Source organism: Pseudomonas taiwanensis (assembly GCF_013393345.1).
Classification (GTDB): Bacteria; Pseudomonadota; Gammaproteobacteria; order Pseudomonadales; family Pseudomonadaceae; genus Metapseudomonas; species Metapseudomonas resinovorans_C.
In genome coordinates, this window is sequence record NZ_QJRF01000066.1 from 152402 (window position 1) to 178942 (window position 26541).

Consider the following 26541-nt stretch of genomic DNA (forward strand, 5'->3'; position numbering starts at 1 on the left):
GGGCGATTGCGAGTGATCAAAAAACGCTCAGACCAGAACCACTCCGAGGGGGCACTTGAACTAACCGTTCTCAGTCGGTCAGATAAAGTCCCTTGTAAGCGAAACCCAACAGAGGAATAAAAGCCTATGAAAATGGCCTCGGTTGTAAGCGCCCTGCTCACCAGCCTCGCGCCCAGCGTATTCGCCCAGGATGGCACCCCGAATCAAGGTTCCGGCATTGCGCCGGTGGATTACCACTACGGGATGGAAGTCGACATCCAGAAAGTGCTTCACCGCACCGACACCTCCCAGAGGACTGGCGTCGTCCCCGTCACCCTCGTCTACGAAGACAGCGACGGTGAAGTCCACAAACTCCGCTTCCTCGAGTGGGGCGGCAGCACCGCCACCCCCGACCAGACGCAAGTCGGCTGATCAATCCCGCCGATACGGCAGCAAGCCTCGCGCCTCCTCGGCGTAGGCCAGCACGCCACCCCGCTCCTGCACCAGGAAATCGCCCACCGCAGCCCGCAAACCGGGATGGGCGAGCCAGTGCCAGGAGCGGGTGATCACCGGCTCGAATCCCCGAATCAGCTTGTGCTCACCCTGAGCGCCTGCATCGAAGCGCTGAAGTCCCGTGGCAATCGCCTGGTCGATGCCCTGGTAAAAGCAGGTTTCGAAATGCAGCCTATCGAACTCCGCCAGGCAACCCCAATAGCGCCCATAGAGGGTGTCGCCACCCTGTAGCGAGAACGCCATCGCCACCGGCCGACCTGCCTGCAGTGCCAGCACCACACGAATGGCTTCCGGCATCCGCTCCGCCAGCAGGCTGAAGAACTTGCGCGTCAGGTACGGCGACTGGCCCCGCACCCGATAGGTGTTGGCGTAGCAGGCGTAGACGAAATCCCAGTCTGCTTCACCCAGTTCCCGGCCTTGACGCCATTGAAACTCTATCCCCTGCCCCGCCACCTGTTCGCGTTCCTTGCGGATCTGTTTGCGCTTGCGCGAACTCAAGGCGTCGAGGAAGTCCTGGAAATCCCGATACCCGTGGTTACGCCAATGGAATTGGCAGCCCAGCCGCTCCAGCCAGCCTTCACGCCCGCGCAGATGGTGGTCGGCAAAGGCATCGGTGAAATTGATGTGCAAGCCGGACAGGTCGTCGGCGGCCACATCGGCGACTACCGAGTCCAGTAGCTCGCTGGCTGCAGCGTCGTCCACCGCCAGTACGCGCGCGCCCCCCACCGGGGTAAAGGGCACGGCCGCAAGCAGCTTGGGGTAATAAGGAATGCCCGCGCGCTGGCAGGCATCGGCCCAGGCCCAGTCGAACACGTATTCGCCATAGGAATGGCTCTTCAGATAAGCCGGTAGCGCGGCGCGCAACTTGCCTTTCGGCCCACGCAACACGTGGTGCGCAGGATGCCACCCGCTGCGCGCCCCCACGCTGCCGCTTTCTTCCAGGGTGGATAAAAAGGCATGACGCAGGAAAGGCTGCTCGTCCGGCAGCAGGGCATCCCATTGCTGCGGGTCGAGTTCATTGAGGCGAAAAAGGGTCTGGATCGGCATGGCGCCAGTCTGGCGCGGGCCGCGGAGGAAGAAAAGTGGGGACAAAAAAATGGGCGACCGAAGTCGCCCGAGGTGCCTTGCGTGCCTGTAAACCCAGTGGACTCAACGCGGTTTGCGTTTGTGCGAGTCCTTCCAGATGAAGTAACCAACGCCAGCGAAGAAGGCGCACATGAGACCGACGGTGCCTATACCGGCGAGAACCACTGTATCGACGAACATGATCTGCCTCCTGCGTTGTGGCGTTGTTGCTTCGATGGGTTCAAGTTACTCGCCCAGCAGGCAGGGAAAATTGACTTGGATCAATGGCCGCAGAGCGCCCGCGACAAGGCTGTCGGGACACTGATCCAAATCAATTTTCAGGGGGGGGGTGGCCGGGAGCAGGAGGGGCGAAACGAACGGTGGGAGCGCATTCATTCGCGAATGAGTTCGCCCACCGACTGCAGCGCGGCTTTTGTAGGTTGTGCCTGAGCTCCGCGAAGCCCAACGTGCGAGGTCGATTTGGGCCTCGCTCGGTTCGACCAGCGTGGCCCGGACCAACCTACAGGGTCGCTGCAAGGCTGATTGACATGGAATCTCCCACAAGAAGCAGGAGAGGAGGTGCTCTCAGCGCTTCTTCGGCTTCTTGCCGCCCTTCTTGCCCTTGGACAGCGGCATGGCTTGCTCGAAGGCCTTGCGCATGTCGTCCAGGCGCTTGTCATGGACATCATGGATGCGCTTGTCGCGCTCGGCGCCGAAATCGATCAGGTTGTCGTCGTTGCTCATCAGCGAATCCAACGGAAGGTGAGATTGAGTCGGGGGGCGCAAGGGGTACGGGTCTTCGCCACCTGGTGTTGCCAATGATGCTGCGTCGGCCCACTCATGACCAGTAGTGCGCCATGGCCCAGCTCCAGGGAATGTTCGATGCGGTTACTGCCCTTGCGCCGCAGGTCGAAGCGACGGGTGCCGCCCAGGTTGAGCGAGGCGACCAACGGATTGCGCCCAAGCTCGGGCTCATCGTCGCTGTGCCAGCCCATGGAGTCCTGACCGTCGCGGTAGTAGTTGAGCAGCACGCCATTCAGGGGCTGCCCCACCGCCGCCACGACCCGCGCGCGAATCTCCGCCAGCAAAGGCGTCCAGGGCAAAGGCTCGTGGGTCAGTCCGGAATAGCGGTAGCAGGCCTCGGCATCGCCATACCAGGCCACCAGTCGAGGCACCGGATAAAAGCGGCCATGCAGATAAACCTGCGGCTGCTCCCAGGCGGTCTCGGCCACCAGACGCGTCAACCAGTCGCTGGCCTCATCCCGGGAAAGGAAATGCGGCTCGTAGCGCAGTTCGGCGTTTGGCAGCTGGAGGGGAATATCGTCGAACAGGTCCACCGATATCGGCTTCAGGAAATGAGACGCCTCATTCTGCGCGCCTCAGACCTCCACATCCACCCACAGCCCCTGGCGCGGCAGCTCTTCGAGAACCGCCAGGTCCTCCTCTGCAACCTCCCCGGCCGCGAGTTCCTGGGGCGTATAGCCTCGCCGCTGACGGCGTCGCTGCTCTTCCCGCAGCAATTCCTCGGCTTCCTGGGGATGGCGCTTTTCCAGACCCACGGCGCTTTCCTGCGCACTCTCCTGCATGGGGGTGACGGGCGGGATGTCGGGGCGCGGCTTGACCGCGTCCTGCTGGGCCGTGACAGGGACCAGGCCTTGCGGAATCGGTGGCAGCATGATGACGCCCTCCTTTGGTCAGTCTGTCGGCCACTTGGGGCGTTTCTTTACCGGCGCTCGCTACACTTTTGCGGATAGTCGGCCCGTATCCGGCGTCGCCCTGCGCCCTCGGTTCCGTTAACATACGCGGCTTTTTTCAATTCAGGGAGACACGCATGGCGCAGCAGTATCAACCGGGGCAACGCTGGATCAGTGACAGCGAAGCGGAGCTAGGGCTCGGAACCATCCTGACATCGGATGGCCGGCTGCTCACCGTGCTCTACCCGGCCACTGGCGAGACCCGCCAGTACGCGCTGCGCAATGCACCCCTGACCCGCGTGCGCTTCGCTCCGGGCGACGAGATCACCCACTTCGACGGCTGGAAGCTCAACGTCCAGGAAGTCGAGGATATCGATGGGCTGCTGATCTACCACGGCATCACCGCCCAGAACGAGCCGCGCATCCTCCCGGAAACCCAGCTGAACAACTTCATCCAGTTCCGCCTGGCCAATGATCGTCTGTTCGCCGGGCAGATCGACCCGCACAAATGGTTCGCTCTGCGCTACCACACGCTGGAACACCGCTCGCGTCTCCTGCAGTCCTCCCTCTGGGGCCTTTCCGGCGCACGCGCCCAGCCGATCGCCCACCAGTTGCACATCGCCCGTGAAGTGGCCGACCGCGTTGCGCCGCGCGTACTGCTGGCCGACGAAGTGGGCCTGGGCAAAACCATCGAGGCTGGCCTCGTCATCCACCGCCAGCTCATTTCCGGCCGCGCCAGCCGGGTGCTGATCGTGGTTCCGGAAAACCTCCAGCACCAATGGCTGGTGGAAATGCGCCGTCGCTTCAACCTGCAGGTCGCCCTGTTCGATGCCGAGCGCTTCGCTGAAAGCGACGCCAGCAACCCGTTTGAAGACACCCAGCTGGCTCTGGTGTCCCTGGAATGGCTGAAGGGCAGCGAGCGCGCCCAGGATGCCGCCTTCGCCGCCGGCTGGGACCTGCTGGTCGTCGACGAAGCCCACCACCTGGTCTGGCACCCGGAACAGGCCAGCCCCGAGTACCGCCTGGTGGAGCAACTGGCCGAGGTCATCCCCGGCGTCCTGCTGCTCACCGCCACCCCGGAACAACTGGGTCTGGAAAGCCACTTCGCGCGTCTGCGCCTGCTGGACCCAAGTCGCTTCCACGACCTGGAGGCCTTCCGCGCCGAAAGCGCCAACTACCGTCCGGTCGCCGAAGCCGTCCAGGAGCTGCTCGACCAGGGCCGCCTGAGCGCCAAGGCCGAAGGGACCATCAAGGGCTTTCTCGGCGAAGAGGGCGAAGGTCTGCTGCAGGCCCTTGCCGGCGGCGATGAGGAAGCCGCGCCGCGCCTGGTGCGCGAGCTGCTGGACCGCCACGGTACCGGCCGCGTGCTGTTCAGGAACACCCGCGCCGCCGTGCAGGGCTTCCCCGAACGCCAGCTGCACCCCTATCCGCTGCCCAACCCGGTCGAGTACATGGAGCTGCCCATCGGCGAGCACCCGGACCTCTACCCGGAAGTCAGCTTCCAGTCCCACCAGGACATCGGCGACGAATCCGAGCGCTGGTGGCGCTTCGACCCGCGCGTCGAATGGCTGATCGACACCCTGAAGATGCTGAAGAAGTTCAAGGTGCTGGTGATCTGCGCCCACGCGGAAACGGCCCTGGACCTGGAAGACGCCCTGCGCGTGCGCTCCGGCATCCCCGCCACCGTGTTCCACGAAGGCATGAGCATCCTCGAGCGCGACCGCGCCGCCGCCTACTTCGCGGATGAGGAATTCGGCGCGCAGGTGCTGATCTGCTCCGAAATCGGCTCCGAAGGCCGCAACTTCCAGTTCGCCCATCACCTGGTGCTGTTCGACCTGCCGGCGCATCCGGACCTGCTGGAACAACGCATCGGTCGCCTCGACCGTATCGGTCAGAAGCACACCATCCAGCTGCATGTGCCCTACCTGGAAACCAGTCCGCAGGAGCGCCTGTTCCAGTGGTACAACCAGGCGTTGAACGCCTTCCTCGCCACCTGCCCCACCGGCAGCGCGATCCAGCACACGTTCGGCCCGCGCCTGCTGCCAATGCTCGACGGCGGCGATGACAGCGCCTGGGATGCCCTGGTGAGCGAAGCCGAAGCCGAGCGCAAGCGCCTGGAAGGCGAAATGCACAATGGCCGCGACCGCCTGCTGGAACTCAACTCCGGCGGCGCTGGCGAAGGCGAACGCCTGGTCGAGGAGATTCTCGACCAGGACGACCAGTTCGCCCTGCCTATCTATATGGAGTCCCTGTTCGAAGCGTTCGGGGTCGACAGTGAGGACCACTCCGAAAACGCCCTGGTGCTCAAGCCCGGCGAAAAGATGCTCGACGCTGGCTTCCCCCTCGGCGACGACGAGGGCGTGACCGTCACCTACGACCGTAACCAGGCCCTGTCCCGCGAAGACATGCAGTTCCTCACCTGGGAACACCCCATGGTGCAGGGCGGCATGGACCTGGTGGTCTCCGGCTCCATGGGCAACACCGCCGTGGCGCTGATCAAGAACAAGGCGCTCAAGCCCGGCACCGTGCTGCTGGAGCTGCTCTATGTCAGCGAAGCCGTGGCCCCGCGCGCCCTGCAACTGAACCGCTTCCTGCCGCCCAAGGCCCTGCGCTGCCTGGTGGATGGCAATGGCAACGACCTGGCGTCCAAGGTGGCTTTCGACACCCTCAACGACCAGTTGGAAAGCGTGCCGCGCGGCAGCGCCAACAAATTCGTCCAGGCCCAGCGCGATGTGCTCGCGGCACAGATCAACGCCAGCGAAGCCAAGATCGCCCCGCGCCATGCCGAGCGCGTGGCCGAGGCCAAGCGCCGCCTGAAGGCCGAACTGGACGAAGAACTGGCCCGCCTCACCGCCCTCCAGGCGGTCAACCCGAGCGTGCGCGACAGCGAACTGGAAGCTGTCCGTCACCAGCGTGACGAAGGCCAGCAACTGCTGGACAAGGCCGCGCTGCGACTGGAGTCGATCCGGGTGCTGGTAGCCGGCTGATCAGCCATCGGCCTCGATCGATGGGTATCGCAAGCTCAACCCATCCTACAAGATGGGTCGGGCAGCGTTCCGCGAGCGAAGCGATACCCGTCACCCAAAAAGAAGGCCCGCAAATGCGGGCCTTCTTGCTTTCCGGGCTGTCGTCAGGCCGCTGCGGCCAGCATTCCCTGACGCATGTTCGCCGCATCGCGCACGAAGCAGCGCGCGGCCTGGAACAGCGCCAGCATGGTGAGGGTGAGGGCCACCGGCACGAGGAACATGGCGTTGTGCAGTCCCACGGCCTTGAAGGTTTCGTTCATTTCGCTGGCACCGGCCGCCAGCATCGCCGCCTGGGAGTAGTGGTCAGACAGCAGCCCTACCACCACCGGGCCAAGGCCGCCACCGAGCAGGTAGAGGCCGGCGAAGAACAGCGCCATCGCGGTAGCCCGCAAGCGCGGCTCGACCACATCCTGGATGGCGGTGTAGACGCAGGTATAGAAGTTGTACGCGAACAGCCAGCCCAGGCTGAACACACCCACGAACAGGCCGATCTCGATACGGCCGGCGAACAATGCGTAGCCGGTGCAGATGGCCGCCACCGCCATGCTGAATGCCGCCAGCAGCAGGCGGCCGCGTTCGGATTTCTGGTGCACCTTGTCTGCCACCCAGCCACCCAGGGTCAGGCCGACCAGCCCGGTCAGGCCGGTGATGATGCCGGTAGCGATGGCCGCCTGCTCCAGCGGCATCAGGAAGTAACGCTGCAGCATCGGCACCATGAAGGAGTTGGTCGCGTACGTGGCGAAGTTGTAGGTCAGGCCCGCAACGGTCAGCCACCAGAACGTACGGATCGCCAGCACCCGGCGCAGCGGTTTATCCACCGGGGTGGCGGTGGAGACCTGCACGGCCTCGGCGGCGCCACGGGCCGGTTCCTTGATGAAGAACATGAAGATCGCCAGGATGATCCCCGGCACGGCGGCGATGAAGAACGGCGCACGCCAGCTATCGAAAGCCTTCACCATCGCACCGATGGTGAAGAACGCCAGCACCAGCCCCAGCGGCAGGCCCAGCATGAAGATGCCCATTGCACGGGCACGCTTGTGGGCAGGGAAGAGATCACCGATCAATGAGTTGGCCGCCGGCGCGTAACTCGCCTCGCCAATGCCCACCCCCATGCGCACCAGCAGGAAGCTCCAGAAGTTCCAGGCCAGTCCGTTCACGGCAGTCAGGCCGCTCCACACGGCCAGGCCCCAGCCCATGATCTTCCTCCGCGCGCCGGTATCGGCCATGCGCCCCAGCGGCACCCCCGCGATCGCATAGACCAGGGTGAAGGCGGTACCGATCAGGCCCAGCTGGAAATCGCTCAGGCTCCACTCGTGGCGCACCGGCTCGATGATGATGGCCGGGATGGTCCGGTCGAAGAAATTGAAGAGGTTGGCCAGGAAGAGCAGGAAAAGCACGCGCCAGGCATTGGCCGCTTGGGGAGATTGCTGCATGAGTCGGTCTCGTTCTTGTTGTGCGCCCGGACAACCGCTAGCCGGGGTCTATCCGGCAATCTAGAGCGTGCGGCCAGCCACTGTCTGCGAAAATTCGTGTGATTTATGTAACCCGATGCTGCCGGGGGCGAATTGACGCGCCGGCCGGCCATCCGCCGCGGACGACCGTTCGGCGTACAGGTACGTCCGTCTCAGGAAGCAGCTGCGCGCTGACTATACTGAAGGCACGGTGCCACCAAGCACTCCCTCCCCTCGATATTCAATAGTCTGCATAGGATTCCTTCTATGGACTGGCTGGGTCTGCGCTTCGGTACCGAACTTCCTGCGGACGGCCAGATCCTGCTGGCCTGTACCCATAACAGCTGGCTGGTGCTGCTGGCCTTCCTGGTCGCCTCAGGCGCCGGTTACTGCGCGTTCGACATGGCCGAACGCGTAGCCCATGCGCAGCAACCGGAAACCCGACGACGCTGGTGCTGGCTGGGAGCCTGGTGCCTGGGGGGCGGCATCTGGGCGATGCACTTCATCGCCATGCTGGCGTTCGAAGCGCCTATCACCATCGACTACGACATTCCCACCACCACGCTCTCCCTGGTCATGGTGGTTTCCGCGTCGCTGGTGGGCATGTACACCCTCGGCCGGCCCAACGTCGAACCCCGCCACTACCTGGCAGCGGCCTTGGCCATCGGCCTTGGCATTACGCTCATGCACTACAGCGGCATGGCCGCGATCCGCTCGGTGGCGACCCAGTACTACCACCCCGTCATGGTCGCCGTATCGGTCGGAGTCGCCGTCGCCGCCAGCCTGGCTGCCATGCTGCTTTCCGCATTCTTCCGCGAGCGCAGCGAGGGCCACCAGTTGCTGAAGATCCCGGCCAGCCTGGCCATGGGCGGCGCCATCTGCAGCATGCACTTCACCGGCATGCTGGCCTTGCAACTGGCGGTTCCCGCGGGGACCGAACTTCACCTCAAGCGAGCCGACAACGCCGTACAGCTCGGTCTCAGCCTCGCGGTGATCGCCGGGATGGTGTTGCTGTTCGCGCTGTGCGTGGCCTGGGCCGACAAGAAGCTGCAACGCAAGGAGCGCGACCTGCAGCATGTCAGCAACCTGCTGCATGAACTGGAACAGGTGAAGGTCAAACTGCAGAACGTCGCCCATTACGACGCCCTCACCAACCTGCCCAACCGCCGCGCCTTCAACGAGTTCTTCGTCGAAAAACTTCAACAGCACGCCGAGTTCAAGCAACCCCTGGCCGTGATGTTCCTGGACGTGGACCATTTCAAGCGCGTCAACGACAGCCTCGGGCACGATGCTGGGGATGAGCTGCTCAAGGTCGTGGCCGAGCGGGTACGCAGCGTGCTGCGCCGAGAGGATGTCATCGCGCGCCTGGGCGGTGATGAGTTCTGCGTGCTGGCCAGCCTCGGTAGCCTGACCGAAGCCAAGGCCCTGTCCGAGCGCATCATGCAACGCATGAAAGAGCCCATCAGCCTTGCCGGGCGCAACGTCACCATGACCACCAGCATCGGCATCAGCCTCTTCCCGGACGATGGCGAAACCTGCGAGGAATTGCTCAAACACGCCGACCTCGCGCTTTACCAGGCCAAGAGCAGCGGCCGCAACAACCTCCACTTCTTCAGCCATCACCTGAAGCACAAGGCGACCTTCGAGCTGCAACTGGAGGAGGAGTTGCACCTGGCACTGGCCAGGGACCAGGGCCTGTTCCTCAACTACCAGCCGATCCTCGACCTCAACAGCGGCCAGGTGACCAAACTGGAAGCCCTGGTCCGCTGGCAGCATCCTCAACTCGGCCTGCTCCCCCCCGACCGCTTCATTGGTGTAGCCGAAGCCAATGGTTTCATCGCCGAACTGGATGGCTGGGTGCTGCGCCGTGCCTGCCGTGACCTGGCCAGCCTGGCCGCCAAGGGCTTCCATGATTTGCGGATGGCGGTGAACTGTTCGGCGCTCAACCTCAGCCGCCATGAACTGGCGGACGAGGTGCAACGTGCCCTGGAGGAAAGCGGGATACGGCCGCAACGCCTGGAGCTGGAAGTCACCGAGAACGCCCTGATGTGCAGCGTCAACCAGGCGCTGCACCTGCTGGAGCGCATTCGCGGCCTGGGCGTGAGCATTTCCATCGATGACTTCGGCACCGGCTATTCATCGCTCGCGTACCTGAAGCGCCTGCCCCTGGATACGCTCAAGATCGACCGTTCCTTCGTCATGGACATCCCCGGCAGCCGTGCCGACATGGAGATCGTCCAGGCCATCATCGGCATGGCCCATACGCTGCATCTGCACGTGGTGGCGGAAGGGGTGGAGACCCGCGAACAGCTGGAATTCCTCCGTGGCCATGGCTGCGACTACGTCCAGGGCTACCTGCTCAGTCGTCCGCAGTCGCTGGAGGCCATCGAAGACTTCCTCCGCCGTTCCCACGGACTGACCAGCAGTAACGTATTGCCGCTGCGACCCAAGGACTCCAATCCGGCGTGAAGTCAGCGCCGCGCCGGTTGGCGCTGCCGAAGGTATTCGAGTACTGCCGCCTGCTCGCCGGCGAACTCGATGCGAGACGCCTTGCTCTCGCGCTGGAAGGCGTACATCGGGTCGTAGTACTCGCGCAACAAGCCCTCGATCCAGCCCCGATGCAGCTCCACATTACCGGTGGACTGCTGTTCGACCAGCGCCTGATCCATCAAGTCCGCCATGCGCTGGTGGCGCTCGCCGCCCAGGCGCTTGACGATGTTGCCCAGGCTCTGGCGCATGCGCTCGGCAAAACGGGTGAACCCCTGTTCCTCACCATGGGCGGCGATGAACTCGGCGCACAGGTTCACCACGTAGTCCCGCAGAATGCGCTCTACCCGATCCTCGAAACTGTCGTCGAGCCAGACCAGCGGATACGCCTGCATGCCCTGGTACAGCTCCAGTGGCACTGAACAGCTGCCGACGATGCGCCCCTCGTCTTCCAGCACGAACTGCTCGTGGCCCGCAGCACGCTTCTTGAGGATGTCGATGGCCAGCGCATTCTCGAAATCGATCTGCGCCGGTTGCGGGGTGGCGCGCTTGCCGAAGCTCGAACCCCGATGGTTGGCGTGGCCCTCCAGGTCCAGGCTGTTCGAGAGTCGGGCGATTACGTCGGTCTTTCCGGTGCCGGTGAGGCCTCCGACCAGTACGAAATCGCACTGGGTTACCGCGTCCTGGGTGGTCTCCAGCAGGAAAGTCCGCATCGCCTTGTAGCCGCCCTTCACGCGCGGATACTCGATGCCGGCCTCGGTCTTCAGCCACTCCTGCACCAGCTGCGAACGCAGGCCGCCACGGAAGCAGTAGAGGTAGCCCTGGGGATTGGCGCGGGCGAAGGCGGCCCATCCCTCGAGACGCTCCGCCTTGGTGGCGCCACTGACCAATTGATGGCCCAGCGCGATGGCTGCCTGCTGGCCGTGTTGCTTGTAGCAGGTCCCCACCTTCTGCCGCTCGATGTCGGTCATCAGTGGCAGGTTGACCGTATGGGGAAAGGCGCCCTTGGAGAATTCCACGGGCGCGCGGGCGTCCATCATCGGCAAGTCATTGAGGAAGATTTCGCGGTAGTTCGAGCTATCCGGGCGCATCAGAAAACCTCGACCGCGAGACTCTGTCGCTCGTGCAGTTGGCCGATGGGCGCCAGTTGAAGCCCAAGCTCTTCGGCCACGGCCAGGAACTCGGCCTCGCCTTCGGGCGCCACCGCGACCAGCAGGCCACCACTGGTCTGCGGGTCGCAGAGCAGCAGCTTCTGCACTTCGGCAAGGGGCGCCAGGCGGTCGCCATAGCTATCGAAGTTGCGCAGGGTGCCGCCGGGTACGCAGCCCTGTTCCAGGTAGTACTCCACGCCTGGCAGGCTGGGCACCTTGGCGTAGTCGATACGGGCAGTCAGGCCGCTGCCGTCGGCCATTTCCACCAGGTGGCCAAGCAGGCCGAAGCCGGTGACATCGGTCATCGCCTTGACCCCGGCGAGCTTGCCGAAGCGGCTGCCGGGCTTGTTCAGCGTGCACATCCAGTCGCGGGCCAGGCCCACGTCGGCCTCCCGCAGCCTGCCCTTCTTCTCCGCAGTGGTGAGGATGCCGATGCCCAGGGGCTTGGTCAGGTAAAGCTTGCAGCCTGCGGTGGCGGTGTCGTTGCGCTTCATGTTGCGCTTGTCCACCACGCCGGTGACGGCCAGGCCGAAGATCGGCTCGGGGGCATCGATGGAGTGTCCGCCGGCCAGTGGAATGCCCGCCTCGTCGCACACCGAACGGCCACCCCGAATCACTTCGCGGGCCACTTCCGGCGGCAGCACGTTCACCGGCCAGCCGAGGATGGCGATGGCCATCAACGGGTCGCCGCCCATGGCGTAGATATCGCTGATGGCATTGGTGGCAGCGATACGGCCGAAGTCGAAGGGGTCATCCACGATCGGCATGAAGAAGTCGGTGGTGGACACCACGCCACGCTCGTCGTCCAGCGCATAGACCGCCGCATCGTCCCTGGAGGCATTGCCTACCCAGAGCTTCGGGTCGAGGTTCTGCGCGCCGCTGCCGGCGAGGATCACTTCCAGCACCTTGGGGGAAATCTTGCAGCCGCAGCCAGCGCCATGGCTGTACTGCGTGAGGCGGATGGGGTCGGTCATGGTGTTCTCTCTGAAACGGTTCAATCGGTTCCCTGTGGGGGCGAATTCATTCGCTAATGGGCGCGCAGCGTCCACCATCGGAATCTGTTGCCGGACCTTTCGGTCCGCTCAGCGAATGAATTCGCCCCCACAATTGTTTTGCGCATAGGAATGTCAGGCCAACCTGGCCTTCCAATCCGGCAGCCAGCCAAGGGTGTCTGCCGTGACGCCCGAGGGCTTGTACTCGGCGCCCAGCCAGCCGGGGTAATCGTCATCCTGCAAGGCGCGCAGGGCCGGGCCGAAGTCGGTTTTGCCCGTGCCTGGCTCACCGCGACCGGGGCAATCGGCGAATTGCACGTGGCCGATCCGGCCCGCCAGCAGGCGGATGCCCGCCGCCGCATCCACGCCCTGTCGAGCCATGTGGTAGAGGTCGTACTGGGCCGAGAGATTGGGGTGGTCGACATCGCGCAGCAACAGGTCCAGTTGCTCCGGCGTATTGATCAGGAAGCCGGGCATATCCAGCGGGTTGATCGCCTCACAGACCACGCCGATATGCAGCACAGCGAAGGCTTCGGCGGTCTTGCGCAGGTTGGCGGCAAGGCAGGCCAGGGCGCGATCACGGCTGACGCCCTCGGCCTGACGGCCAGCCAGCACGTTGACGAAGCGCGGACGGGTCATGGCGGCGTAGCTCAGCGCCTGGGCCAGGGCATCGTCGAACTGCTCCTGGCGCTCCGGCACGGCGGCCAAGCCGGGGCCACCCTCCATCAGGTCGCCAGCCGGCAGGTTGAAGAGGATCAGCGGCAGGCCGGCGGCTTCCAGCACTTCCTTCATGCGGATCGCCGGCAACTCGTAGGGGAACTGCACCTCGACGCCGTCGAATCCACAGACACGGGCGGCAATGACGCGCTCGATCAATGGGCGGTCGGTGAACAGCAGGGACAGGTTGGCGGCGATTCTCATCAATCATTCTCCCGATACATTTCCACCAGCGTAGCCGGATCACGTTCCAGATTGCCCTGACTGCCGTGCAAGCGCATCAGTTGCGCCGCCAGGCCGCTGAGCGGTGTTGCCGAGTCGTGTTCACGGGACAGGCGGACGGCGGTATCCAGATCCTTCAACAGCGTGCGCACATGCCATTTGATGGGCTCGAAATGGCTGGCGGCCATTTGCGGCGCGAGAATCTGCAGCGGCTTGGAATCTGCGAAGCCACCCGCCAGCGCCGGGGCGATCAGGCTGGCATCCACGCCGGCCTTTTCCGCCAGGGCGATCACTTCGGCGATCACCAGCGCATTGCACGCCACGATCATCTGGTTGCAGACCTTGGTCACCTGGCCGGCCCCCACCGAACCCATGCGGGTCAGGCGCTGCCCCAGGTGCCCGAGGATGGGCCGCACACGTTCCACATCGTCCTCATGACCACCGGCCATGATCGCCAGGGTGCCGGCCTCGGCACCGGACGTGCCGCCGGAGACCGGTGCATCCATCCAGCGCATGCCGGTACTGGCTTCCAGTTCGGCGGCCATCTCACGGGTGGCGGCGGGTTCGAGGCTGGAAAAGTCCACCAGCACCTGTCCCGGCTTGGCGCCTTCGGCAATGCCGCCCTCACCGAACACCACCTTGCGCACGACGCGCGTGTCGGCTAGGCAGAGCATCACGATATCCGCCTCGGCGCACAGCTCGACCGGGGTCTTCACGCGGCGCGCGCCCAACTCCACCAGGGGCGCGCACTTCTCCGGTGAGCGGTTCCATACGGTCAGCGGGTAACCGGCGGCCAGCAGGCGACGGGTCATGGGCAGGCCCATCAGGCCGATGCCAGCGAAGGCAATGGAAGGCAGCGAATCGGTCATGCCGGAGCTCCAGGCAGTTGGCGAAACGCACATCTTAAACACATGGTCAGCAACGTGAAGCTTCCAAGCCTCCGGGCGCTCACTATAATCCGCCTGCCTTTTCCGCTATTGAACCGGAGAATCCCATGCTCAAACGCTCTCTCGCCCTCGTGGCCGGCATCGCACTGTCCGTTTCCGCTGTTGTTTCCCAGGCCGCCGAAGTCCTCAGGGTTTCGGCCATTCCCGACGAAGCCCCCACCGAACTGCTGCGCAAGTTCAAGCCGCTCGGTGCTTACCTCGAGAAGCAGCTGGGCATGAAAGTGGAGTTCGTTCCCGTGGCCGACTACGCCGCCGTGGTCGAATCCCTGGCGGCGGACCGTTTGGACATGGCGTGGCTCGGCGGCTTCACCTTCGTCCAGACCCGCCTGAAGACTGGCAATGCCATCCCCCTGGTACAGCGCGAGCAGGACGAGAAGTTCACCAGCAAGTTCATCAGCGCCGACCCGGCGGTGAAATCCCTGCAGGACCTCAAGGGCAAGACCTTCGCCTTCGGCTCGGTGTCCTCCACCTCCGGCAGCCTGATGCCGCGCTACTTCATGCAGAAGGACGGCATCGTGCCCGAGCAGTACTTCTCCCGCGTCGCCTATTCCGGCGCCCATGACGCCACCGTGGCCTGGGTCCAGGCGGGCAAGGTGGATGGCGGCGTGCTCAATGCCAGCGTCTGGCAGAAGCTGGTGGACGCCGGCAAGGTCGACACCAACAAGGTGAAGGTCTTCGCCACCACCCCGACCTACTACGACTACAACTGGACCGTTCGCGGGACCCTGGACCCGGCCCTGGCCGAGAAGATCAAGCAGGCCTTCCTCGCACTTGACCCGGCCAACCCGGAGCACAAGGCGATCCTCGACCTGCAGGCCGCCAGCCGCTTCATTCCGACCAAGCCCGAGAACTACGCGGGCATCGAGGAAGCTGCCCGCTCGGCCGGCCTGTTGAAGTGAGTCTTTCGCTGTACGGCGTGGACCTGGTCCACGCCAATGGCCAACCTGCGCTTCTGGGTATCGATCTCACCATTGGCAACGGCGAGCGGGTCGCCATCATCGGCCCGTCCGGCGCCGGCAAGACCAGCCTGCTGCGCTTGCTCGCTACCAACCTCGTACCCGCCGCCGGGCAACTCCAATTGCTCGGCACAACGCCCTGGTCGCTCTCAGCGCGCGAGCGCCAGCGCCTGCGGGCACGGATCGGCCTGGTGCATCAGTCGCCCCCCTTACCGCCGCGCCAGCGGGTGGTCACCGCGGTGCTGGCCGGCAAACTCGGCCAATGGTCCCTGTCCAAGGGATTGCTCAGTCTGCTGCACCCCCTGGACAGCGCCGGCGCCCAAGCCGCCCTGGCCCGGCTGGACCTGGCCGACAAGCTCTTCGAACGCTGCGACCAACTCTCCGGCGGTCAATTGCAACGCGTGGGCATCGCCCGTGTGCTCTACCAGGCGCCTGACCTGATCCTCGCCGACGAGCCGGTTTCCGCGATGGACCCGGTGTTGGCCGACCACACCCTCGGCGTACTCTGCGCCGATGCCAGCCGCCGTGGTGTCACGCTGCTGGCGAGCCTGCACGCCGTCGAGCTGGCGCTGGAACATTTCCCGCGCATCGTCGGCATCCGCGACGGTCGCGTCGCGTTCGATCTCCCGCGAGAAGCCGTCAGCCAGGCTGACCTGGATGCCCTCTACGCCAACGAGCAACTGCGCGGCGATGCGCCCTCCTCGCCGCTCGTGGCGGCGCCCACGCTGCACATTCCGCGATGCTGAAAACCGCCCCCCGCGACCCCGCGGCGCTGCCTCGGCTGCTGCTCACCCTGCTGGCCGTGGCGCTGCTCTGGCCCGGATTCGAACTGAGCGAGCTGAACCCGGTCGTGCTGCTGGATGAGGGTAACGCCCGCACCATGGGACAGTTCCTGTCCGCCTTCTGGCCACCCGAACACGGCGAGGAATTCCTTCAGCTATTGGGTCGCGCCACGCTGGAAACCCTGGCAATCGCCACCGCCGGAATGAGCCTGGCGCTGCTGATCGCCCTGCCCGCCTCGCTCTGGGCCAGTCGTGCGCTGTCGCTGTCAGCCCTTCACCATGGCGGACGTCCGGCCTGGTGGGCGCAAGCACTGCGCTGGCCGGTGCGCGGGCTGCTGATCTTCCTGCGCAGCGTGCCGGAAATCGTCTGGGCACTGCTGTTCGTCCGGGCCGTGGGCCTCGGCCCCACCGCCGGCGTCCTGGCCATCGCCATCACCTACAGCGGCATGCTCGGTAAGGTCTACGCGGAAATCTTCGAGTCCGTCGACCCGCGCCCCGGTCGCGCGCTGCTTGCCGCAGGCAGCCCTCGCTTGGCCGCATTCGCCTATGGCGTGCTGCCCAACGCAGCGGCGGAGGTGATTTCCTACACCGTCTACCGCTGGGAATGCGCAGTGCGCGCCTCAGTGGTGATGGGCTTCGTCGGCGCCGGTGGCCTGGGCCAGCAGATGGATCTGTCGATGCGCATGTTCGCCGGCGGTGAAGTCGCCAGCATGCTGCTGACCTTCCTCGTCCTGGTGCTGCTGGCCGACCAGCTCAGCCGCTTCCTGCGCGGGAGGTTCGCGTGAGGACGGGCAATATCCTGGTAATCCTCGCCCTGCTGGCGGCGGCAATCGCGTCCTTCGTCTGGCTGGGCATCGACCTTGGCGCCCTCGTCAGCGGCGACGCCCTCGAGCAGATGGGCAGCTACGCGATGCGCTTCCTGAGCCCGGATTTCTCCGAAGCGCACCTCAAGGCCATCGGCTGGGGTGCCCTGGAAACCCTCGCCATGTCGGCACTCGGCACGCTGCTGGCAGCGCTGCTGGGCCTGCTCATCGCTCTGCCGGCCGCCGGGCGCTTCGGCAGCCTGGCCCAAGGTGCCGCGCGCCTGCTGCTCAACGCACTGCGTGCGGTGCCGGAACTGGTCTGGGCGGCGCTGATGGTGCTGGCCGCCGGACTGGGTCCCAACGCCGGCACCCTGGCCCTGGCCCTGCATACTGCCGGGGTGCTGGGACGCCTGTTCGCCGAAGCCCTGGAAAACACTCCGCCCGAACCCGCCGAAGCCATCCGCCTGAATGGCGGTGGCCGCGTCGCCGCCTTCTGCTACGGCACGCTGCCGGGGGTCTGGCCGCAACTGGTGGCCTACATGCTCTATCGCTGGGAGAACAACATCCGCATGGCCAGCGTGCTCGGCTTCGTCGGCGCCGGAGGCCTGGGGCAGATGCTCTACGTGAGCCTGTCACTGTTCCAGGAAGCCCAGGCGGCCAGCGTGATCCTGGCGATGCTGATCCTGGTATTGGCGGTGGATGCCCTGAGCGGCTGGATGCGCCAGCGCTGGGTGAGCGCGTAGGCGCGCAAAGCTGTGGGGGCGATTTCAATCGCTTGGCAGACCGAGGGGCTGCCCCTTGGACTCCATGAGGGGCAGCGTTGCTGCCCTTCGCGAATGAATTCGCCCCCACAAGAAAAGCCCAAGCTGAATAGCGACGTAGGATGGGTGGAGCTTGCGATACCCATCAGCCTTGTCCGCATGAGTATCGCTCCGCTCGCGGAACGCCGCCCGCCCCATCCTACGGACTAATCGGTCAGAAACCGTCTTTCTCGAGATGGTCGAGATTCACCGTCTCACCGGGCTCGGCGCCCAACACGCGGCGGATGTCTTCGAAGATCAAATCGTATTCCTTGTGGTTACGCATGATCAGCGTGGTGTTCGGGTGCAGCCCGTTCTTCACCGCCACCTTGGAAACGATGCTGGCGAAGTTGAACGCGGTATCGCGATGCATCTCGAACTCTTCGGAGAATGGCTTGCCCTCGATTTCGCCCACCATGCGGAAGTGCAGCATGGTGCCTTCCTTCGCATTCGGACGCGCTTCGTAGTAGAGGTCGATGGAGAACTGCTGCCCCGGAAAACCGGGCACGCTGGCCCGATGTACATGGCCTGGTTCGAACATGGTTACGCTCCCTGTGGTTATCAAAGAGAAGAAGGTGGATTGAGTCTAGCCCGCTCCACCAGTTTCGCTGGCCGCCCCTGACCGGTGCACGATCAAGCGGGCGGCGCACTCCTGGACGCCTTCCCTGGTATCCATCAGACGCCGGCTCAGTGAACGCTCGGCGCCTCGTCCCGCTCCTGGATCAGGACCCAGGGCGCTACCACCACGGCCCAGAGCTTCGGATCGCGAGCCAGCAGATCCTGGGCGCGCGACTCCTCCACCTTGCTGAGTTTGCCGGCTGCCAGAAGTGCCGCGACCTGTGCCTTGTCGTCTTCGGCTACGGCCAGTGCAACGCCGACCAGGTCCGCGGCACCGTCCACCCAGAGCAGGGCGCCCCGGGCGAAGAAGGGCTGCAGCTCCTCCCAGGTGATGGCGGCGGTTTCGCCGAGCAGCTTGGCATAGAGGGTGCTAGCGTTATCGTTCATGGCTTGTATTGAGTTGGTTGGTAACGAAAGGATTTGGGGGCGCGCAATGATAGCGCCGGTCAACTTTCAGACAAGCCCTGCTTGACGATGCCAACCATGCACAAGACACGCCGTATTTCTATACGTTTGTTTCAATTAAGCGACACAAGATCATTCCGCCATCAATACCCGACTTTTCAAGCCGTAAATCAGCAATCTACACTGTTCCGGTACAGTTGTCGGGGCGTGTCGGCGGGGTGCAATACCTTGTCCCGTAGCTTCGGCAAACAGGACAACAACAACGAAAAACACAAGAGTGGAGCACTATGAATAAGGCTACCAAGCAGATTTCCAAACTGTTCGCCGCCATGGCTCTCGCCGGTGTCGCCAGCTACTCCGTAGCAGCTGACACCATCAAGATCGCCCTGGCTGGCCCGGTGACCGGTGCGGTTGCCCAGTACGGCGAGATGCAGTTCATCGGCGCCAAGATGGCGATCGAGCAGATCAACAAGGCCGGCGGGGTGAACGGCGCTCAGCTCGAAGGCGTGGTCTATGACGACGCTTGCGATCCGAAACAGGCTGTTGCCGTAGCCAACAAGATCGTCAACGACGGTATCCACTACGTAGTTGGCCACCTCTGCTCCAGCTCCACCCAGCCCGCGTCCGACATCTACGAAGACGAAGGCATCCTGATGATCACCGCGGCCTCCACCAGCCCGGACATCACCTCCCGTGGCTACCAGCTGGTGTTCCGCACCATCGGCCTGGACAGCCTGCAGGGCCCGACCGCCGGCAACTTCATTGCCGACCACATCAAGCCGAAGACCGTTGCCGTAATCCACGACAAGCAACAGTACGGCGAAGGCATCGCCACTGCCGTCAAGCAGACCCTGGAAAGCAAAGGCGTGAAAGTCGCCCTGTTCGAAGGCATCAACGCCGGCGACAAGGACTTCTCCACCATCGTTTCCAAGCTGAAGCAAGCCGGTGTGGACTTCGTCTACTACGGCGGCTACCACCCGGAACTCGGCCTGCTGCTGCGCCAGTCGGCTGAAAAAGGCCTGAAAGTACGCTTCATGGGTCCGGAAGGCGTGGGCAACAAAGAGCTCTCCGCCATCGCTGGCCCGGCTTCCGAAGGTCTGCTGGTAACCCTGCCGAAGTCCTTCGACCAGGATCCGAAGAACCAGGCCCTGGTAGATGCTTTCAAGGCCAAGAACGAAGACCCGAGCGGTCCGTTCGTGTTCCCGGCCTACGCCGCTGTACAAGTCATCGCCGAAGGCATCAAGAAAGCCGGCGAAGACGATACCGCCAAGGTAGCTGCCGCCCTGCGCGCCAACTCCTTCGCTACCCCGACCGGCAACCTGGCCTTCGATGAGAAGGGCGATCTGAAGGACTTCAGCTTCGTGGTGTACGAGTGGCACAAGGACGGCACCAAAACCGAAGCTAAATAAGCTTCCCGCCTGAACGCAAAGCCCACTGCTTAGGCAGTGGGCTTTGTTTATCCGTGTTTTACGGGCTCCGCTGCGCCACAAGCGCCGCTTTTCGTGATGCCCGAGGAGTTAGGGAATGCCTGATCTCTACCACTATCTGCAACAGCTGGTTAACGGGCTCACCGTTGGCAGCACCTATGCCCTGATCGCCATCGGCTACACCATGGTCTACGGCATCATCGGCATGATCAACTTCGCCCATGGCGAGGTCTACATGATTGGCTCGTACGTAGCCTTCATCGTGATTGCCGGGCTCACCATGCTCGGTCTGGAAAGCCTTCCGATCATCATCGTCGCGGCCTTCGCCGCGAGCATCATCGTTGCAAGCGCTTACGGTTACAGCATCGAACGGGTCGCCTACCGTCCCCTTCGCGGCAGCAACCGCCTGATCCCGCTGATCTCCGCGATCGGCATGTCGATCTTCCTCCAGAACGAAGTACTGCTGACTCAGGACTCCAAGGACAAGGCGATTCCCAACCTGATTCCGGGCAACTTCGTGTTTGGCGAGAGCACCATGAATGGCGTGGTGATCTCCTACATGCAGATCCTGATCTTCGTCGTCACCTTCCTGGTCATGTACGGCCTCACGATGTTCATCTCCCGCTCGCGCCTCGGCCGTGCCTGCCGCGCCTGCGCGGAAGACATCCGCATGGCCAACCTGCTGGGCATCAACACCAACAACATCATCGCCCTGACCTTCGTCATCGGCGCCACCCTGGCCGCCGTGGCCGCGGTGCTGCTGGGCATGCAGTACGGCGTGATCAACCCGCACATCGGCTTCCTCGCCGGTATCAAGGCCTTCACCGCAGCTGTGCTCGGTGGCATCGGTAGCATTCCGGGCGCCATGCTCGGTGGCCTGGTGCTGGGTGTAGCCGAAGCCTTCGGCGCCGACATCTTCGGCGACCAGTACAAGGACGTCGTGGCCTTCAGCCTGCTGGTTCTGGTCCTGTTGTTCCGGCCGACCGGCATCCTTGGCCGTCCGGAGGTGGAGAAGGTATGAGCACTCGACTCAAAACGGCGTTCTTCAGCGCCCTCCTGGTGCTGGCCGTCGCCTACCCGGTCCTCGGCCTGAAACTCAGCGTCGTCGGCGTGGGCCTGGTGGTCACCGGCGCCAATACCCCGACCCTGCTGGCGATCGCGGCGTGCGCCGTGGCCATGTTCTTCTGGCAACTGATGCGTGAAAAAGTCCAGGGCGCCTGGGCTGCTGCGCCCAAGCTGCCGGGCATGTCGAAGAAGACCAGCAACTTCCTGACCCTGCCCTCGACCCAGCGCTGGTTCATCCTCGGCCTGATCGTCCTGGCCCTGGTCTGGCCGTTCTTCGGCTCGCGCGGGGCGGTCGACATCGCCACGCTGATCCTGATCTACGTGATGCTCGGCCTTGGCCTGAACATCGTGGTCGGCCTGGCAGGCCTGCTGGACCTTGGCTATGTCGGCTTCTACGCCGTCGGCGCCTACAGCTACGCGCTGCTCTCGCACTACTACGGCCTGGGCTTCTGGGTGTGCCTGCCGATTGCCGGCCTGATGGCGGCTTTCTTCGGCTTCATCCTCGGCTTCCCGGTGCTGCGCCTGCGCGGTGACTACCTGGCCATCGTGACCCTGGGCTTCGGCGAGATCATCCGCATCCTGCTGCGTAACCTCACCGGCCTCACCGGCGGCCCGAACGGCATCAGCAACATCGACAAGCCGACCTTCTTCGGCCTGTCTTTCGAGCGCCGCGCCGAAGAAGGCCTGCAAACCTTCCACGAGTACTTCGGCTTGGCCTACAACTCGGTGAACAAGGTGGTCTTCCTCTACCTGATCGCCCTGCTGCTGGTGCTGCTGACCCTGTTCGTGATCAACCGCCTGCTGCGCATGCCGCTGGGCCGTGCATGGGAAGCGCTGCGTGAAGACGAGATCGCCTGCCGCGCGCTGGGCATGAACCCCACCGTCATCAAGCTCTCCGCCTTTACCCTGGGTGCCAGCTTCGCGGGCTTTGCCGGCAGCTTCTTCGCCGCGCGCCAGGGCCTGGTGACCCCCGAGTCCTTCACCTTCATCGAGTCGGCGACCATCCTCGCCATCGTGGTGCTCGGTGGCCTGGGCTCCCAGCTGGGTGTGATCCTCGCAGCCATCGTGATGATCCTGCTCCCCGAACTCATGCGTGAGTTCAGCGAGTACCGGATGCTCATGTTCGGCGCCCTGATGGTGCTGATGATGATCTGGCGTCCGCAAGGTCTGATGCCGATGCAACGTCCCCACCTGGAGCTGAAACAATGAGCCGCCCGATTCTCGAAGTAAGCGGTCTCACCATGCGCTTCGGCGGCCTGTTGGCCGTCAACGGGGTGGGTCTGACCGTACAGGAAAAACAAGTCGTCTCCATGATCGGCCCGAACGGCGCCGGCAAGACCACTGTGTTCAACTGCCTGACCGGCTTCTACCAGCCGACCTCCGGCAGCATTAGCCTGGATGGCGAGCAGATCGAAGCCCTGCCGGGCCACAAGATCGCTGGCAAGGGCGTGGTTCGGACCTTCCAGAACGTTCGCCTGTTCAAGGAAATGACTGCGGTGGAGAACCTGCTGGTCGCCCAGCATCGCCACCTCAATACCAACTTCCTCGCCGGCCTGCTGAAGACTCCGGGCTTCCGCAAGAGCGAACGCGAGGCCATGGACTACGCCGCCCACTGGCTGGAGAAGGTCAACCTGACCGATTTCGCCAACCGCCCGGCTGGCACCCTGGCCTACGGTCAGCAACGTCGCCTGGAAATCGCCCGCTGCATGATGACGCGCCCGCGCATCCTCATGCTCGACGAGCCGGCCGCTGGTCTCAACCCGAAAGAGACCGACGACCTCAAGGCGCTGATCGCGATGCTGCGCAACGAGCACAACGTGACCGTGCTGCTGATCGAGCACGACATGAAGCTGGTGATGAGCATTTCCGACCACATCTATGTGATCAACCAGGGCACCCCCCTGGCCGACGGCACGCCGGAGCAGATCCGCAACAACCCCGACGTGATCAAAGCCTATCTGGGGGAGGCCTGAACCATGCTTACTTTCGACAAGGTTTCCACCTTCTACGGCAAGATCCAGGCGCTTCACGGCGTCAGCATGGATGTGAAAAAGGGCGAGATCGTCACCCTGATCGGTGCCAACGGCGCCGGCAAGTCGACCCTGCTGATGACCCTCTGCGGCTCGCCGCGTGCCGCCAGTGGCAGCATTCGCTATGAAGGCGAAGAACTCGTTGGCCAGGAATCCTGCGACATCATGCGCAAGAGCATCGCCGTCGTGCCAGAAGGCCGCCGCGTGTTCGCCCGCCTGACCGTCGAAGAAAACCTGGCCATGGGCGGCTTCTTCACCGCCAAGGGCGACTTCCAGGAGCAGATGGACAAGGTGCTGCACCTGTTCCCACGCCTGAAGGAACGCTTCGAGCAACGCGCCGGCACCATGTCCGGCGGCGAACAGCAGATGCTCGCCATCGGCCGCGCGCTGATGAGCAAGCCCAAGCTGCTGCTGCTCGACGAACCTTCCCTGGGTCTGGCGCCGATCATCATCCAGCAGATCTTCGACATCATCGAGCAACTGCGTAAGGACGGCGTGACCATCTTCCTGGTGGAACAGAACGCCAACCAGGCGCTCAAGCTGGCCGACCGTGGCTATGTGCTGGAAAACGGGCACATCGTCATGCAAGGCAGCGGCGACGACCTACTCAACGACCCCAAGGTCCGCGACGCCTACCTCGGCGGCTAACGACCTCGCTGTACAAAAAAACGGCCCTTCGGGGCCGTTTTCTTTTGTCCACGAGCACCAAGGGCGGCTACCGGCACGGCCTGCTTCCACAACCGGTCCACCTTTCGTGATTCACCTGGGCTCCGCCGGTGGATGTAAAAAGCGACATCCACCCTACGAGACTTGGCCACCTACCAGTGGATAAAACAACACAACCCATTGATATAAAAGGCTTAAACCAACCATCAACGGCGTTGATGGTCTCTATCGGGCGTGATCACTTTTTAATCATTCACCCATCCGTAAGATTGGCTCCGTACTCAGTTTCCAGCCCCCCTTCGAGGAGCCCAGACCATGAAAACTCAAGCCATCGCCGCACTGTTCATCGCCACCCTGAGCAGCTCTGTTTTCGCTCTGCCGTCCTCCTCCCAGACCATCGAGCCGGTTGTTGCTGAAGGCTACATGGTGCTGGATCGCGTTGCCGAAGGCGGTTCCGACCGCACCGGTGCCAACCGCATCGCTGAAGGCGGTTCCGACCGCACTGGCGCCAACCGCATCGCTGAAGGCGGCTCCGACCGCACTGGCGCCAACCGCATCGCTGAAGGCGGCTCCGACCGCACTGGCGCCAACCGCATCGCTGAAGGCGGCTCCGACCGCACTGGCGCCAACCGCATCGCTGAAGGCGGCTCCGACCGCACTGGCGCTAACCGCATCGCCGAAAGCGGCTCTGATCGCACCAATGTCTTCCGCGTTGCTGAAGGGGGTTCCGACCGCCTGCCGCAAGCCCAACGCGTAAGCTGATCGCAACTCGCTACAAAACCTCGAAGCCCGGCAAATGCCGGGCTTCTTGTTTGGGGAGCAAATTCATTCGCAACTGCAAACCGCAGGTTGGTCCGAGCGCAGCGAGGCCCAACGATGCGTAGTCCAGCCTTGCTGTGTTGGGCTTCGTTCCTCAGACCAACCTACAAGAAGCGCCCAGCACCAAGGCTGTCCGGAAATCCCGATCTTGAGCCCCGGCAAGGCAATTCCCGCGCATTCGCACTACTCTGTGCCGGTACCTGCAAACAAGGAGTCCGCATGAGCCTTTCGCTATTGAGCCGCTACGCCTTCTTCGCCTTCTGCATCCTGTTCACCCTCATCAGCCTGCCCTTCATCGGCCACGAATGGGTATGGCCCCTGACGCTGCTGGGCGCAGTGCTCAGCGCCCTGGGTGTGTTCGACCTGTTGCAATCGCGCCATGCGGTGCGGCGCAACTACCCGATCCTCGGCAACATCCGCTACCTGGTCGAGGGCATCCGCCCGGAGATCCGCCAGTACCTGCTGGAAGCCGACGACGACCGCCTCCCCTTCTCCCGCGCCCAGCGTTCGCTGGTCTATGCACGAGCCAAGAACGAAGGTGGCGACAAACCCTTCGGCACGCTGATCGACGTCTATCGCGCCGGCTACGAATTCATCGGCCACTCCATGCGCCCGGCACCGCTCAGCGACCCGTCCAGTTTCCGCGTGCTGGTCGGCGGGCCGCAATGCACCCAGCCGTACTCGGCCTCGGTGTTCAACGTCTCGGCCATGAGCTTCGGCTCGCTCAGTGCCAACGCCATCCGCGCGCTCAACCGTGGCGCCAAGCTCGGCAACTTCTACCACGACACCGGCGAAGGCAGCATCAGCCCCTACCACCGCGAAAACGGCGGCGACCTCGTCTGGGAACTGGGCAGTGGCTACTTCGGCTGCCGCACCAGCGACGGCCACTTCGACCCCGAGCGCTTCGCCACCCAGGCGCGCAGCCCGCAGGTGCGGATGATCGAAATCAAGCTCAGCCAGGGCGCCAAGCCCGGCCACGGCGGCATCCTGCCCAAGCACAAGGTCACCGAGGAAATCTCCCTCACCCGAGGCGTGCCCATGGGCGAAGACTGCATCTCCCCTTCGCGACACAGCGCCTTCTCCACCCCCATCGAAATGATGCAGTTCATCGCGAAGTTGCGAGAGCTGTCAGGCGGCAAACCGGTGGGCTTCAAGTTCTGCCTCGGCCATCCGTGGGAATTCATGGGCATCGCCAAGGCCATGCTGGAAACCGGCATCCTTCCCGACTTCATCGTGATCGACGGCAAGGAAGGCGGAACAGGCGCAGCCCCGCTGGAGTTCACCGACCACATCGGCGTGCCGCTGCGCGAGGGGCTGCTGTTCGTGCACAACACCCTGGTGGGGTTGAATCTGCGGGACAAGATCAAGCTGGGCGCCAGCGGCAAGATCATCAGCGCCTTCGACATTGCCAGCGTACTGGCCATCGGTGCCGACTGGGCCAACTCGGCGCGGGGCTTCATGTTCGCCATTGGCTGCATCCAGTCGCAGTCCTGCCACACGAACAAATGCCCCACCGGCGTCGCCACCCAGGACAAGCTGCGCCAACGCGCGCTGGTGGTACCGGACAAGGCCCAACGGGTGCAGATGTTCCACCGCAATACGCTGAAAGCGCTGGCCGAAATGCTCGCCGCTGCCGGCCTGGATCACCCCAACCAACTCGAACCCCGCCACCTGGTGCGGCGCGTTTCGGACAAGGAGATTCGCCTGTTCTCGCAAATCCACGTGTTCCTGCAGCCGGGCGACCTGCTCAAGGAAAAGATCGAAGCGGACTTCTACGAACGGATGTGGGATATGGCGCGGGCCGACAGCTTCGAGCCGTCATGCGCGTGGTGAGAAATGAGGGGCCGCTTCGCGGCCCTTAGCGATTGAAATCGCCCCCACAGAAGCAGCACGAACCGCTCTTGTGGGGGCGAATTCATTCGCTGA

At 63.9% G+C, this 26541-nt stretch carries 26 protein-coding genes; 14 read left to right on the forward strand and 12 right to left on the reverse strand.

Annotation, left to right across the window (positions count from 1 at the left end):
- The first annotated feature begins 126 nt into the window (after positions 1-126).
- Positions 127-411, forward strand: coding sequence for a DUF2790 domain-containing protein (locus DM872_RS18490; RefSeq protein ID WP_179060843.1), 285 nt, complete (start codon positions 127-129; stop codon positions 409-411).
- Here the strand turns inward: DM872_RS18490 and DM872_RS18495 are convergent, their stop codons facing one another.
- The 5 genes from DM872_RS18495 to DM872_RS18510 form a co-directional block, all read right to left on the reverse strand.
- Positions 412-1539: a GNAT family N-acetyltransferase gene (locus tag DM872_RS18495; protein WP_179060844.1), complete on the reverse strand. Its 1128-nt coding sequence runs from the start codon at positions 1537-1539 to the stop codon at positions 412-414.
- Positions 1540-1641: 102 nt separating this feature from the next.
- Positions 1642-1758 carry a cytochrome c oxidase subunit CcoM gene (gene ccoM, locus DM872_RS30735; RefSeq protein WP_306296698.1) on the reverse strand — a complete coding sequence of 39 codons (117 nt, stop codon included), beginning with the start codon at positions 1756-1758 and terminating at the stop codon, positions 1642-1644.
- Positions 1759-2142: 384 nt separating this feature from the next.
- Entirely contained in the window at positions 2143-2301 is a 159-nt protein-coding gene (locus tag DM872_RS18500) for a hypothetical protein (protein WP_179060845.1), read from the reverse strand.
- Complete coding sequence (locus DM872_RS18505; protein WP_179060846.1) at positions 2301-2894, reverse strand: alpha-ketoglutarate-dependent dioxygenase AlkB family protein; 594 nt, start codon at positions 2892-2894, stop codon at positions 2301-2303. The genes DM872_RS18500 and DM872_RS18505 overlap by 1 nt, the downstream gene beginning before the upstream one ends.
- A gap of 42 nt (positions 2895-2936) precedes the next feature.
- Entirely contained in the window at positions 2937-3233 is a 297-nt protein-coding gene (locus DM872_RS18510; protein WP_179060847.1) for an aspartate-semialdehyde dehydrogenase, read from the reverse strand.
- Positions 3234-3388: 155 nt separating this feature from the next.
- Between DM872_RS18510 and rapA the strand changes: the two genes are divergently transcribed.
- Positions 3389-6238 (forward strand): RNA polymerase-associated protein RapA, encoded by a 2850-nt coding sequence (gene rapA, locus DM872_RS18515; protein WP_179060848.1) that lies wholly within the window; start codon positions 3389-3391, stop codon positions 6236-6238.
- Positions 6239-6381: 143 nt separating this feature from the next.
- On the opposite strand, the gene DM872_RS18520 is transcribed toward rapA, so the two are convergent.
- Positions 6382-7710 carry a spinster family MFS transporter gene (locus tag DM872_RS18520; RefSeq protein ID WP_179060849.1) on the reverse strand — a complete coding sequence of 443 codons (1329 nt, stop codon included), beginning with the start codon at positions 7708-7710 and terminating at the stop codon, positions 6382-6384.
- Positions 7711-7995: 285 nt separating this feature from the next.
- Between DM872_RS18520 and DM872_RS18525 the strand changes: the two genes are divergently transcribed.
- Entirely contained in the window at positions 7996-10197 is a 2202-nt protein-coding gene (locus tag DM872_RS18525; RefSeq protein WP_179060850.1) for a putative bifunctional diguanylate cyclase/phosphodiesterase, read from the forward strand.
- A gap of 2 nt (positions 10198-10199) precedes the next feature.
- Here the strand turns inward: DM872_RS18525 and mnmH are convergent, their stop codons facing one another.
- The 4 genes from mnmH to DM872_RS18545 all read right to left on the reverse strand — a co-directional run bounded on the left by mnmH (position 10200) and on the right by DM872_RS18545 (position 14166).
- A complete protein-coding gene (mnmH, locus tag DM872_RS18530; RefSeq protein ID WP_179060851.1) occupies positions 10200-11306 on the reverse strand; it encodes a tRNA 2-selenouridine(34) synthase MnmH in 1107 nt (368 codons plus the stop codon).
- Positions 11306-12340: a selenide, water dikinase SelD gene (gene selD, locus DM872_RS18535; RefSeq protein WP_179060852.1), complete on the reverse strand. Its 1035-nt coding sequence runs from the start codon at positions 12338-12340 to the stop codon at positions 11306-11308. Before selD ends, mnmH begins: the two co-directional genes overlap by 1 nt.
- Positions 12341-12493: 153 nt before the next feature.
- A complete protein-coding gene (locus tag DM872_RS18540; protein ID WP_179060853.1) occupies positions 12494-13279 on the reverse strand; it encodes a hydroxypyruvate isomerase family protein in 786 nt (261 codons plus the stop codon).
- On the reverse strand, positions 13279-14166 hold the full coding sequence (locus DM872_RS18545) for an NAD(P)-dependent oxidoreductase (protein WP_179060854.1): 888 nt from the start codon (positions 14164-14166) through the stop codon (positions 13279-13281). The genes DM872_RS18540 and DM872_RS18545 overlap by 1 nt, the downstream gene beginning before the upstream one ends.
- A 125-nt stretch (positions 14167-14291) precedes the next feature.
- Between DM872_RS18545 and DM872_RS18550 the strand changes: the two genes are divergently transcribed.
- From DM872_RS18550 to phnE, 4 genes are read left to right on the forward strand one after another with little or no spacing between them, the layout of a single operon-like run.
- Positions 14292-15143, forward strand: coding sequence for a putative selenate ABC transporter substrate-binding protein (locus tag DM872_RS18550; RefSeq protein ID WP_179060855.1), 852 nt, complete (start codon positions 14292-14294; stop codon positions 15141-15143).
- Positions 15140-15946 (forward strand): phosphonate ABC transporter ATP-binding protein, encoded by an 807-nt coding sequence (locus DM872_RS18555; protein ID WP_179060856.1) that lies wholly within the window; start codon positions 15140-15142, stop codon positions 15944-15946. The genes DM872_RS18550 and DM872_RS18555 overlap by 4 nt, the downstream gene beginning before the upstream one ends.
- Positions 15940-16767: a PhnE/PtxC family ABC transporter permease gene (locus tag DM872_RS18560; RefSeq protein WP_179060857.1), complete on the forward strand. Its 828-nt coding sequence runs from the start codon at positions 15940-15942 to the stop codon at positions 16765-16767. Before DM872_RS18555 ends, DM872_RS18560 begins: the two co-directional genes overlap by 7 nt.
- The gene (gene phnE / locus DM872_RS18565; protein WP_179060858.1) at positions 16764-17528 is read left to right on the forward strand and encodes a phosphonate ABC transporter, permease protein PhnE; all 765 of its coding nucleotides are present in this window, start codon (positions 16764-16766) and stop codon (positions 17526-17528) included. The genes DM872_RS18560 and phnE overlap by 4 nt, the downstream gene beginning before the upstream one ends.
- A gap of 232 nt (positions 17529-17760) precedes the next feature.
- On the opposite strand, the gene DM872_RS18570 is transcribed toward phnE, so the two are convergent.
- Positions 17761-18126: a DUF5064 family protein gene (locus DM872_RS18570; protein ID WP_179060859.1), complete on the reverse strand. Its 366-nt coding sequence runs from the start codon at positions 18124-18126 to the stop codon at positions 17761-17763.
- A gap of 146 nt (positions 18127-18272) precedes the next feature.
- A complete protein-coding gene (locus DM872_RS18575; RefSeq protein WP_179060860.1) occupies positions 18273-18590 on the reverse strand; it encodes a DUF2288 domain-containing protein in 318 nt (105 codons plus the stop codon).
- A gap of 305 nt (positions 18591-18895) precedes the next feature.
- Between DM872_RS18575 and DM872_RS18580 the strand changes: the two genes are divergently transcribed.
- The 7 genes from DM872_RS18580 to DM872_RS18610 all read left to right on the forward strand — a co-directional run bounded on the left by DM872_RS18580 (position 18896) and on the right by DM872_RS18610 (position 26448).
- On the forward strand, positions 18896-20017 hold the full coding sequence (locus tag DM872_RS18580) for a branched-chain amino acid ABC transporter substrate-binding protein (protein WP_179060861.1): 1122 nt from the start codon (positions 18896-18898) through the stop codon (positions 20015-20017).
- Between the two features lie 115 nt (positions 20018-20132).
- The gene (gene livH / locus DM872_RS18585) at positions 20133-21056 is read left to right on the forward strand and encodes a high-affinity branched-chain amino acid ABC transporter permease LivH (protein ID WP_179060862.1); all 924 of its coding nucleotides are present in this window, start codon (positions 20133-20135) and stop codon (positions 21054-21056) included.
- The gene (locus DM872_RS18590) at positions 21053-22309 is read left to right on the forward strand and encodes a high-affinity branched-chain amino acid ABC transporter permease LivM (protein ID WP_179060863.1); all 1257 of its coding nucleotides are present in this window, start codon (positions 21053-21055) and stop codon (positions 22307-22309) included. The genes livH and DM872_RS18590 overlap by 4 nt, the downstream gene beginning before the upstream one ends.
- Complete coding sequence (livG, locus tag DM872_RS18595) at positions 22306-23073, forward strand: high-affinity branched-chain amino acid ABC transporter ATP-binding protein LivG (RefSeq protein ID WP_179060864.1); 768 nt, start codon at positions 22306-22308, stop codon at positions 23071-23073. The genes DM872_RS18590 and livG overlap by 4 nt, the downstream gene beginning before the upstream one ends.
- Before the next feature lie 3 nt (positions 23074-23076).
- Positions 23077-23778: an ABC transporter ATP-binding protein gene (locus DM872_RS18600; protein WP_179060865.1), complete on the forward strand. Its 702-nt coding sequence runs from the start codon at positions 23077-23079 to the stop codon at positions 23776-23778.
- Positions 23779-24111: 333 nt separating this feature from the next.
- Positions 24112-24558 (forward strand): phage infection protein, encoded by a 447-nt coding sequence (locus DM872_RS18605; protein WP_179060866.1) that lies wholly within the window; start codon positions 24112-24114, stop codon positions 24556-24558.
- Positions 24559-24834: 276 nt separating this feature from the next.
- The gene (locus DM872_RS18610; RefSeq protein WP_179060867.1) at positions 24835-26448 is read left to right on the forward strand and encodes an FMN-binding glutamate synthase family protein; all 1614 of its coding nucleotides are present in this window, start codon (positions 24835-24837) and stop codon (positions 26446-26448) included.
- Positions 26449-26541: the final 93 nt, after the last annotated feature.

What these genes read in the sequence shown, in the direction of transcription:
- DM872_RS18490 (WP_179060843.1), top strand. Translation starts at nt 127, where the DNA reads ATGAAAATGGCCTCGGTTGTAAGCGCCCTGCTCACCAGCCTCGCGCCC.
- DM872_RS18495 (WP_179060844.1), bottom strand. Translation starts at nt 1,539, where the DNA reads ATGCCGATCCAGACCCTTTTTCGCCTCAATGAACTCGACCCGCAGCAA.
- ccoM (WP_306296698.1), bottom strand. Translation starts at nt 1,758, where the DNA reads ATGTTCGTCGATACAGTGGTTCTCGCCGGTATAGGCACCGTCGGTCTC.
- DM872_RS18500 (WP_179060845.1), bottom strand. Translation starts at nt 2,301, where the DNA reads ATGAGCAACGACGACAACCTGATCGATTTCGGCGCCGAGCGCGACAAG.
- DM872_RS18510 (WP_179060847.1), bottom strand. Translation starts at nt 3,233, where the DNA reads ATGCTGCCACCGATTCCGCAAGGCCTGGTCCCTGTCACGGCCCAGCAG.
- rapA (WP_179060848.1), top strand. Translation starts at nt 3,389, where the DNA reads ATGGCGCAGCAGTATCAACCGGGGCAACGCTGGATCAGTGACAGCGAA.
- DM872_RS18520 (WP_179060849.1), bottom strand. Translation starts at nt 7,710, where the DNA reads ATGCAGCAATCTCCCCAAGCGGCCAATGCCTGGCGCGTGCTTTTCCTG.
- DM872_RS18525 (WP_179060850.1), top strand. Translation starts at nt 7,996, where the DNA reads ATGGACTGGCTGGGTCTGCGCTTCGGTACCGAACTTCCTGCGGACGGC.
- mnmH (WP_179060851.1), bottom strand. Translation starts at nt 11,306, where the DNA reads ATGCGCCCGGATAGCTCGAACTACCGCGAAATCTTCCTCAATGACTTG.
- selD (WP_179060852.1), bottom strand. Translation starts at nt 12,340, where the DNA reads ATGACCGACCCCATCCGCCTCACGCAGTACAGCCATGGCGCTGGCTGC.
- DM872_RS18540 (WP_179060853.1), bottom strand. Translation starts at nt 13,279, where the DNA reads ATGAGAATCGCCGCCAACCTGTCCCTGCTGTTCACCGACCGCCCATTG.
- DM872_RS18545 (WP_179060854.1), bottom strand. Translation starts at nt 14,166, where the DNA reads ATGACCGATTCGCTGCCTTCCATTGCCTTCGCTGGCATCGGCCTGATG.
- DM872_RS18550 (WP_179060855.1), top strand. Translation starts at nt 14,292, where the DNA reads ATGCTCAAACGCTCTCTCGCCCTCGTGGCCGGCATCGCACTGTCCGTT.
- DM872_RS18560 (WP_179060857.1), top strand. Translation starts at nt 15,940, where the DNA reads ATGCTGAAAACCGCCCCCCGCGACCCCGCGGCGCTGCCTCGGCTGCTG.
- DM872_RS18570 (WP_179060859.1), bottom strand. Translation starts at nt 18,126, where the DNA reads ATGTTCGAACCAGGCCATGTACATCGGGCCAGCGTGCCCGGTTTTCCG.
- DM872_RS18575 (WP_179060860.1), bottom strand. Translation starts at nt 18,590, where the DNA reads ATGAACGATAACGCTAGCACCCTCTATGCCAAGCTGCTCGGCGAAACC.
- DM872_RS18580 (WP_179060861.1), top strand. Translation starts at nt 18,896, where the DNA reads ATGAATAAGGCTACCAAGCAGATTTCCAAACTGTTCGCCGCCATGGCT.
- livH (WP_179060862.1), top strand. Translation starts at nt 20,133, where the DNA reads ATGCCTGATCTCTACCACTATCTGCAACAGCTGGTTAACGGGCTCACC.
- DM872_RS18590 (WP_179060863.1), top strand. Translation starts at nt 21,053, where the DNA reads ATGAGCACTCGACTCAAAACGGCGTTCTTCAGCGCCCTCCTGGTGCTG.
- livG (WP_179060864.1), top strand. Translation starts at nt 22,306, where the DNA reads ATGAGCCGCCCGATTCTCGAAGTAAGCGGTCTCACCATGCGCTTCGGC.
- DM872_RS18600 (WP_179060865.1), top strand. Translation starts at nt 23,077, where the DNA reads ATGCTTACTTTCGACAAGGTTTCCACCTTCTACGGCAAGATCCAGGCG.
- DM872_RS18605 (WP_179060866.1), top strand. Translation starts at nt 24,112, where the DNA reads ATGAAAACTCAAGCCATCGCCGCACTGTTCATCGCCACCCTGAGCAGC.
- DM872_RS18610 (WP_179060867.1), top strand. Translation starts at nt 24,835, where the DNA reads ATGAGCCTTTCGCTATTGAGCCGCTACGCCTTCTTCGCCTTCTGCATC.